At 70.7% G+C, this 8,728-nt stretch carries 8 protein-coding genes and 2 pseudogenes; 1 reads left to right on the top strand and 9 read right to left on the bottom strand.

The annotated features are described in order from the left end of the window. Positions 1-468: 468 nt before the first annotated feature. Together PV721_RS37735 and PV721_RS37730 are read right to left on the bottom strand one after the other, a co-directional pair. Positions 469-993 (bottom strand): DUF5133 domain-containing protein, encoded by a 525-nt coding sequence (locus PV721_RS37735; RefSeq protein WP_319732509.1) that lies wholly within the window; start codon positions 991-993, stop codon positions 469-471. 23 nt (positions 994-1,016) lie between these two features. After that, positions 1,017-1,370 (bottom strand): STAS domain-containing protein, encoded by a 354-nt coding sequence (locus PV721_RS37730; protein ID WP_319732507.1) that lies wholly within the window; start codon positions 1,368-1,370, stop codon positions 1,017-1,019. A gap of 126 nt (positions 1,371-1,496) precedes the next feature. Here PV721_RS37730 and PV721_RS37725 point away from each other — a divergent pair, with 126 nt between their 5' ends. Beyond that, positions 1,497-1,841, top strand: coding sequence for a winged helix-turn-helix domain-containing protein (locus PV721_RS37725; RefSeq protein WP_319732505.1), 345 nt, complete (start codon positions 1,497-1,499; stop codon positions 1,839-1,841). A 102-nt stretch (positions 1,842-1,943) separates the two neighbouring features. Here the strand turns inward: PV721_RS37725 and PV721_RS37720 are convergent, their stop codons facing one another. From PV721_RS37720 to PV721_RS37690, 7 genes and pseudogenes are all read right to left on the bottom strand, one after another. After that, entirely contained in the window at positions 1,944-2,483 is a 540-nt protein-coding gene (locus tag PV721_RS37720) for an isochorismatase family cysteine hydrolase (RefSeq protein ID WP_319732503.1), read from the bottom strand. 76 nt (positions 2,484-2,559) lie between these two features. Continuing rightward, the gene (locus PV721_RS37715) at positions 2,560-3,846 is read right to left on the bottom strand and encodes a glutathione-independent formaldehyde dehydrogenase (protein ID WP_319732502.1); all 1,287 of its coding nucleotides are present in this window, start codon (positions 3,844-3,846) and stop codon (positions 2,560-2,562) included. Between the two features lie 238 nt (positions 3,847-4,084). Then, a pseudogene (locus tag PV721_RS37710) lies at positions 4,085-4,815 on the bottom strand (dienelactone hydrolase family protein). Between the two features lie 267 nt (positions 4,816-5,082). Next, complete coding sequence (locus PV721_RS37705) at positions 5,083-5,406, bottom strand: plasmid stabilization protein (protein WP_319732501.1); 324 nt, start codon at positions 5,404-5,406, stop codon at positions 5,083-5,085. 214 nt (positions 5,407-5,620) lie between these two features. Then, entirely contained in the window at positions 5,621-7,087 is a 1,467-nt protein-coding gene (locus tag PV721_RS37700; RefSeq protein WP_319732500.1) for an ornithine decarboxylase, read from the bottom strand. Between the two features lie 211 nt (positions 7,088-7,298). Continuing rightward, positions 7,299-8,093 (bottom strand): polyphosphate kinase 2, encoded by a 795-nt coding sequence (ppk2, locus tag PV721_RS37695; RefSeq protein WP_319732498.1) that lies wholly within the window; start codon positions 8,091-8,093, stop codon positions 7,299-7,301. A 36-nt stretch (positions 8,094-8,129) separates the two neighbouring features. Beyond that, positions 8,130-8,634: pseudogene (locus PV721_RS37690) on the bottom strand (universal stress protein). Between the last annotated feature and the right edge of the window lie 94 nt (positions 8,635-8,728).

Raw genomic sequence — 8,728 nt, 5'->3', positions numbered from 1 at the left:
TGAAATGTCTTGTTTGTCCCTCTGCTAAAAGACTGACCCCCGCACTTCACGACGCCGTCCGCCGACTGTCACAGGCACGTGACAGGCCCCCTGCCCGGGAGAACGCCCCGAGGGCGGCGGAGCCTCGGGGCGCCGCCGTGGCGGACGGCCTGGGCAGCCTTCTTCGCGGTGTTCGCGGGATGGGCAACGGCGGGACCGGCGCGCACGCCGGCCACCCGGAGCTGTCGCGGCGACGAGCCAGTCGGTCGGCCAGCGGCGAGGCGGGGACCCGCTGACAGCGCGCTACTGAGCGACCGCACCGCGCGTACCCCCCGTTACCCGCCCAAGCTGCCGTCCGTGGCCTCGACGACCCTGTAGCCGACGATCTCACGGGCCCGGCGATGCGTCACCACGCGCGTCCACTTCCGTCTACGTCCGCCTACGTGCGTCCAGCGCCATCCCGGCCCGGACCACCTCACGTCGGCTTCGTCAGCCCTCGGTGTACTGGATGGCCTCGTGCAACGCTGCCGCGGCGGAGGGCCGGCCCATGAGGACGCACAGGGTGAACAGACTGTCCTCGAAGGCACGGCGGGCGTCCGCGTCGGCAGGTGCTGCCTGCAGGCGCAGGCAGTCCTCGAAGTACCGGCCGAGAGCCTTCTCGGCATCTGCCCGCAACGGCACCAGGTAGGGGCCGGACGGCGGGGGCGCGGTGGTGGTCGCGGTACGGGCCGCCTGGACGGCTTGGCGCAGGGCCCGCTCGGCACGGGCGGGGACCGGTACGCCGCGGGAGGCTTGGCGCATGGCGGCGGCCAGGGCGGCCTCAGGCAGGCCGGCCCGGGCGGCAGCGGCGGACAGGATGGCCTCCGCCTCGCGGGCGGGGGCCGGGGTCGTCGCCATCAGTGTGCCCACCGCCCACCGGATGGCCGTCTCGTGCGCCGGCTCGGACATGGGGTGTGCGGGGCGGGCGCGGGTGTCCGTGCGGGTGCCGTCGGCGCGGGGCGCGGAGGCGGACATGTCGATCACTTGCCTCAGGGTGGTCAGGTGAGGTAGGGACGGGTTGCGGTGAGATCCAGGAGCCGCTCGACGGGACGGCCGGCCCGGGTGATGCACAGGCGGCGGCCGGCCCGCTGGGCTGTGGCGCGGGCGGCCAGGAGGACGTTGAGGCCTGCGCAGTCGCAGAAAGTGACCCGGCTCAGGTCGAGGAGGAGTGTGCCGCGGTGGGTGACGAGTGCGGTCAGGAGGGCGTCGCGCAGGTTCCCGGCGTTGTCGAAGTCGATCTCGCCGCTCACGCGGACGTGGACTCTTCCCGGCTGCGGGCCGGGTGTCACCGCGACTTCCAGACCGGCGGCTTCCGGGGTGTCCGGACGGTCGGCGTGCACGGTCGCGGTCATCACTGCCTCCCCACGCGCGTTCTGGGGTGTCACTGCTTCCAACAGCATCGTCAGCATCCGACCGACGTACGTCAAGAATTGCACGAAAAACAGGACGTATATACAAAAAAGGTGCATGCTGAAGTGATGGGTGATGGAGCACTTCCCAAAGCACCGTGGACGTTCCTGACGAGCCACGCACGCGTCCTGTTGGCGCTGTGGAGGGATCCCGAGGTCCGCCTGAGGGAGGTCGCCAGGACCTGCGTCCTGACCGAGCGAACCGTCCAGTCGATCGTCGCGGACCTGGAGCAGGAGGGATACCTCACCCGGGTACGCGAAGGGCGCCGCAACCGCTATCGCATCACCCCCGGAGCCAAGTTCCGGCATCCCGCCGAGGAAGGCCGCGACATCGCCGGCCTCCTCGCCCTCTTCGCCGACAACCCACCCCCGGCCACGGCCCAGGCCCCCACGACGGGCACAGCGCGCCGATGACCACACCGGGCCGCCTGACCGGCACCGGGTGGACGCTCCGCACCGCCTGCGCCGCGGGCGTGGCGGCCGTCCAGCACAGGCACGGCTGAGGCGCGGGGCCCGCTATCCGAAGGCGTCGGCCGCGGGCACGATGCGGGCGGACATATTGATTTCCATCATGCGCAGGGCCGCCTCGGCCAAGTCCTCATGGATGTGCGCGACGGCATCCCGCGCGACGGTGACCGAGAGGTGGCGGATGTGTGCGTCGAGGGCGGAGTACAACACGCACTGTTCCGTGACCTGCCCGCACAGGACGAGGCTGGTCACGTCGAGGGAGTTCAGCAGGTAGGCGAGCGGGGTCTCGTAGAAGATGGAGTGGCGTGCTTTGACGACGAAGTACGCGGACTCGTCGGGCCGCAGCGGTTCGACGAGGTCGGCGTGCGGGCTCGCGAGGGCTGCCTCCAGGAGTTCGCCGTGATGGGAGCGCCACCTCCCGTAGTTGTCGTTGGCGTAGATCACCGGAACGTTCCGTTCCCGGGCCCGTTCGAGGAGGTCCACCACGGCGGGCAGGGCTCGCGAGACGGTTTTGAGCAGGACGTCGGCGTCCTCATGCTCGTAGGTGTTGAGCATGTCGATGATGACGAGTGCGGTCGGCTTCGTCATGGCGCACCTCCCGGACCGGTGGCCTTGCGGGGCTGGGCGCCCCCGTGCGTCTGCGGGCGGTGGGCCCCGGCGGCGATCAGTACCCGAGGGCCTTTTCGAGCTGGTGCTTGTTCATGTGGGATCGGCCTTCGATCCCGCGTTCCGCGGCCCGGTGACGTAGTTCCTGCAGGGTGAGGTGGGAGGAGCCGTCGCCCCGGCCGGAACGGTGGGTGCCGTCGGGGTGGAGGACGACCTTGGTCCAGCCGTCGTCGCGGTCGTCGAAGTGCTCGTACGCCGAGGGGGCCTCGTCCAGGTCGAGTTCGTGGGAGACGACGAAGCTCGGCTCGGCCCTGCCGCCGGCGATGAGGTCGCGCAGCGCCCGGTTGTACCGCTTGACCGGGGCCTGGCCGGTGCCGATCGTCTGTCCTTTGAACCAGAGCTTGCCGAAGTCGATCGGGATCTTGCCGTGGGCGGCGAGTTCCCCCTGCACCTCGAGGGCTCCGGGGTCTTCGGGGACGAACACCCCGACGACCCCGATCCGGCCGGTGAAACGGACGGCGTCGATGAGGCCGTTCATGGTGAGGGTGGCGTCCTCGTGCCCCTGGGGGTCATGGGCCTGGTAACCGACGCATTCACAGCCGTTGTCGGCGCCGAGTCCCAGGGTCGCTTCCTTGACGACCTCCGCCGGGTCCTGTTCGGCGGTGTTGACGGGGACGGCTCCGATCTGCTCGGCCAGCCGGAGTCGGTCGGGCTGGTGGTCGGCCACCCAGACCCGCCCGGCACCCTTCAGCAGGGCCGAGTACGCGGCCATCAGGCCGACCGGGCCCGCGCCGTGGACGACCGTCTGGTCGCCGGGTCTGACGCCGGCCATTTCCGTGGCGTGGTAGCCGGTGGGGAAGATGTCGGCCAGCATCACGTAGTCGAGCTGGCGCTCGGCGGCGTCCTCGCCCAGGCGCAGGGCGTTGAAGTCGCCGTACGGGACGCGGAGCAACTCGGCCTGCCCGCCCTGGTAGGGGCCCATCTCCGCGAAGCCGTACGCCGCACCGGCCATGTCCGGCTTCGGCTGCATGGTGAGGCAGTAGTTCGTCAGGCCCTGCTCGCACTGCTTGCAGAAACCGCAGGCCACGTTGAAGGGCAGGACCACCCAGTCGCCGACCTTCACATTGCCGACGGCCGCACCCACCTCGACGACCTGTCCGAGGTTCTCGTGGCCCATGGCCCGGCCGGTCTCGAAGGAGGTCCGTCCTTCGTACATGTGGAGGTCGGATCCGCAGATGTTCGTGGTCGTGATCTTTACGAGAATGTCGGCGGGGTGCTCGATCCTCGCGTCGGGAACGTCCCTGACGGTCACCGTGCGCGGCCCTTCGTACACTGCAGCTTTCATGATGGTTTCCTTAGCCGCCGTACTTGCCGAGGTCTCCCCCTCGCAGCCCCTACCCCACAGGTCACCGGCAAACGACCGGGCCTTCCGGAATCGGCGGCCTGCGTGGCACCGCGGGCCCCTGCCTGGTGGGCAGGGGCCCTCGGGTGCGGAGAGCTGAGGAGGGCCAGGACCCGTCCTCGACGAGCGGCATCCCGGCCGACACCGCCTACCCCCCTGCTGCCGGCCCGGCGGTCCCGCCTTACGTCACGTGCCGGCCGAAGAACCGGGCCCCGTCCTCACCTCGAACCACAGGGTGCCGGTGTGCCCGCCCAGATTGGCGTGCAGCGTCTTCTCCTCGGTGCCGAAGGCGTCGAACAGGTCCAGTGCCCGCTGCCGGGGGTTCCCCTCGTCGTCCCACTGCAGCAGGTACAGCAGCGGAACGGTGACCTGCCGGGCCTCCTCGCGCTGGGCGCGGGGGACGTACCCGCCGGCGAAGAAACCGGCGGCCGCGATGCGCCGCTCGACCACCGCCAGCCGAATGCCGACGGCGGTCCATCCCGAGTAGCCGATCGGGCCGCCAATCTCGGGCAGCGAAAGGAGGGCGTCCAGGGTGGCCCGCCATTCCGGGAGGCCTTTTCCACCAGCGGGCCGATGAAGGACTCGAAGATCTCATCGACGGGCTCGCCGGCCTGCATCGCCCGGCGGAGGTCGGCGGAGGTCGGCGCGCGCCTGCTCGTCGGCGGCGGATCGGGGCCGGTCACCGCAGCCGGAGGCGTCGATGGTGGCCACCGCGTAGCCGTGCGCCGCGGAGTGCCGGGCCCGGGCCACCAGCCGGGCTGCCCCCTTGGGCAGGCCGTTGTTGTGGGCCATCAGGATCAGCGGGGCCCGGGTGGCACACTCAGGCGTCCACAGGGTGCCGGGGCTCTCGCCGAGGACGAATTCGCGTTCGAGGACGCCGTCGTCCAGGCGTAGTTCGGAAACGAAATGCATGGTCGTGCCTTTCGGGAGCGCTCTGGAACGGCGCTCCCGGACGACCTATCGCCCGACCGTGACCCCGTAGGAGAGCACCCACGTCGATACGTTCATGGGTACCACCTCCTGGTTCTCTTGCACGGCCTCCGGGAAAGTAGCAGCGGCCGCCGCGGTCCGCCAACAGGCTTTCGCGCAGGCTGTAGCCGGATCCCACGAGTCGGAACGCTGCGCAGAGCGCCGTCCCGTACCGCTCCGTCGGAGGACACGGATTCGGGACGCGGCGGGTCAGCGGCCTACGGCCCGCTTGAGCTCCGCCTTGTCCATCTTGGACCGGCCCTCGATGCCCTTCTGCTTGGCCTCGTTGTACAACTGCTCCTTCGTGGGGCCCTGCGAACCGCTGTGGGAGCGCTGCCCGCCACGCTTGGACGACGACATGTCCTGCGTGGACGACCGGCTCGCGGTCTTCGACTCCCCGGAGCGGGCACGTTCCTTGTTGACGGTGCGCGCAGCGATCTCCTTGGCGCGCTCCGTGCTCTCGCCACGCTGCTCGGCGCTCTCCTTGATGTGCCCGTACTGACGTTCACGCTTGGGACTTGAACCGCGAGGCATGATGACTCCTCGACTCGTATGCAGCATCTGTCACGGATCCAGGGGATCCAGGGGATCCGTGCCGCGCCTGCCCAGTCACGCCCGACGCATGCACGCGCAGCCGACCCTCCCTGGCCGCAGGTTGCCGGCGACGCATCTACCGGTCCCCCTTCGTGTCGCGTTCAGGTCGCGGCGGCTGCGGCATCGGCCCTCGTGACGACGGCGGTCGCCGGGGTCACGCGTCTCGGAGCACCCGCACGCTCAGGACGTTCGTGTCGACGGCGTCCGGGACGACCATGCCCGCCTCGACTCCGGAGCGCAGGTAGCGCAGTACGTCTGCGGTGAGGCGTTCACCCGGCAGCGCCGCCGGGATGCCCGGGGGGTAGGGGGTCAGCATCTCGGCGGCGATCCGTCCGTCCGCCTTTTCCCAGGGCACCTGCTCGGTCGCGCCGAAAAAGGCGTCTCGTGGCAGGACCGCTTGTTCCAGCCGGAGTCGGGACGGTGGCGGGACGTGTACGGGCTGACCGGTACGGAGCTGCGGGGCATGGGCGGCCAGATCGGTCAGGGCGCTCAGCAGGGTCTCGGCGGTGCCGTGGTCGTCGGCGTGGGTGAGCTGCGCGCTGATGCGGCGGTGGTCGCTGACGTGGAGGTTGATCCGGTGGTTCTCCCGCAGCCAGTCAGCGGCCTGGTAGCCGGTGACCTCCCACGCGCTGGTGTCGATGATGATCTGGAGGGGGTCCATGTCCGCGGCCTTGCCGGGCCCGCAGAAGTCCTCACGGCCGTGCACCCGCATGCCGTCGATGCGGGAAATGCCGCCGCGGACCTGTCCCGCCAGGGCGAGTGCGTCGTCGTAGAGAACCTTCCCGTGTTCGACCATCTGCCGACGCCAGCCGTCGAGGGCCGCGTACATGAGCACGGAGGGGCTGGTGGTGCCGAGCAGGTCTTCGCGGCTCTTGAGCACTTCGGGTTTGATCAGGTCGCCCTGGAGATGGAAGACCGAGCTCTGTTCCAGGCCGGAGCCCATTTTGTGGACGGAGGTGACGCAGACGTCCGCGCCGGCGTCCATGGCCCAGGTCGGCAGGGCGGGGTGGAACGGCAGGTGGGCGCCCCATGCCTCGTCGACGATCAGGGGTCGGCCCCGCTTGTGACAGACCTCGGCGATGGCGGCGAGGTCCGAGCAGGTGCCGTAGGGGGTCGGGCTGGTCACCAGCGCTCCGCGGGCGTCGGGGTGCTCGGCGAAGGCCGCCTCGAAGGCCTCGGCGGACGGCGGGTGGGCGAGGTGGCGTTCGGCGTCCCACTGCGGGTCGGCCCATACGGGCCGGATGCCGCAGAGGATCAGCCCCGAGACCACGGACTTGTGGGCGTCCCGCCCCACGATCAGCTTCTCGTGCGGGCCGGCCACGGCCAGCATCGCCGACTTCACCGACAGGGAACTGCCACAGGTGGAGAAGAAGGTGTGGTCCGCGCCGACCGCCTCGGCCATCAGGGCCTGCGCCGCCTCCACCACGGCGTGGGAAGACGTGCGGTCGTCCAGCCCGCTGGTCGCCAGCACGTCGGAGCGGAAGACCGCGTCGCCGAGCACGGCGCGTACGCGAGGGTCGGCGCCCCTCCCCTGCTTGTGACCCGGCGGCGTGAACGGGGTCTGCCCGCCGGCGTGGTAGGCGGCCAGCGCCTCGAGTACCGGTGCCTTCGACTGGTTCATGGTCCGCACCTGCCCGGCGGCAGCCGACGAAAACAGCCCGCCGGGACGGCCCACGGGGGCTTCGCCCTTAGCCGCCGGACGCCGCGGGGCCACCTTCTGCGGCACGCCTGCTCCTCCGGGAGCGGGACGTCCCCAGGGTCGACGGCCCTCGGCCGGGGGTGCGGGCCCCGACGGAGCGGGCCGCCTCCGCCGCGTCGGCAGCTGCCGCGCTTCAGTTGTTCCCGAGCGTGGACGCATGGTCGGGAACGGCGTTCTGGAGGTCCTTGGGAGGGCGCTGGTATCCCGTGGAAGGAGGACGGGGCGGCAGGGTGAGCGAAGGCAGGGCGACGTCCGCGTAGGGAAGCGAGGACAGCAGGTGGGCGATCATGTTGAGTCTCGCCCTGCGCTTGTCGTCGCTCTCGACCACGTACCAGGGGGCGTCCACCGTGTCGGTGTGGACGAGCATTTCGTCCTTGGCCCGGGAGTACGCCTCCCAGCGCGTGAGGGACTCCAGGTCCATCGGGGAGAGCTTCCAGCGCCGCAGCGGGTCCTCCGCACGGGCGCGGAACCGCTCCTCCTGCACAGCATCGCTGACGGAGAACCAGTACTTGCGGAGCAGGATCCCGTCTTCGACGAGCATGCGCTCGAAGACCGGGCACTGGCGCAGGAAGAGCCGGTGTTCCGCAGGTGTGCAGAAGCCCATGACGTGCTCGACTCCGGCGCGGTTGTACCAGCTGCGGTCGAACAGGACGATCTCGCCGGCGGCGGGCAGGTGCTCGATGTAGCGCTGGAAGTACCACTGGGTGCGCTCCCGCTCCGTCGGCTTGGGAAGGGCCGCGATGCGTGCGACACGGGGGTTGAGGTGTTCCGCGACACGCTTGATCGTGCCTCCCTTGCCCGCCGCGTCGCGCCCCTCGAAGACGACCACGAGCCGGGCGCCCTCAGCACGCACCCACTCCTGGAGTTTCACCAGCTCCGTCTGGAGCCGCAGCAGCTCGTCCTCGTAGACCGCCTTCTTCAGACCCATGGCCTCTCCTCCCCGTCGTCCGTCGCTTCGATCAAGTCAGTCACGGCGGGCATCCGCGCGCAACGACGTCCATGGGGCCCGGGCGTGTCGATACGCTGACCGTGGATCGGGCAACCGGGCGGGCCATTGGAGGGAGTGGTGCGGGACGACGGCAACGGGACATGCCGCGTGGTGGAGCACGGCATGGGCGACCGATCCGATCCGCGTTCCCACCGCCGACTCGCGGACCCGGCGGCCTACGACCTCCAGCTGGGCGTCCGACCCGGCGGACAGCAGTACGTGGCCGGCGCTGCCCCGCTCCACGTGCGCGACGACCTCCACCTCCGGAGAGCGCGAGCCGCGGCTGGCAGCGGGTGAGCTCCGCCTCCGTCTCCTCCAGGATCTCCCGGGCCCGGCGGGCCTCGGTGCCGCGGTCCTGGACGAGCGGGACGGCGAGCGGCTGCCACGGCCAGGCGTGGACCACGTGCACGTGCAGGTCGCGGCGCACGGCTTCCCGCCCGGCCCAGTCGGCAGCGGCCCGGCTCTCGGCGGAACCGTCCACTCCGACGACGAGGGTGCGCTTCACAGGTCTGTCCCTCCGTACTGATGCGTGGCATCGGGTCGCCGGTCGGGGGATGGGTGGCGCCCGTCGGGGG

This window comes from Streptomyces sp. MB09-01 (genome assembly GCF_033794505.1).
Taxonomy (GTDB): Bacteria; Actinomycetota; Actinomycetes; order Streptomycetales; family Streptomycetaceae; genus Streptomyces.
The sequence above is the reverse complement of the archived record's forward strand: the minus strand, read 5'-3'. Positions and strand labels throughout refer to the sequence as shown.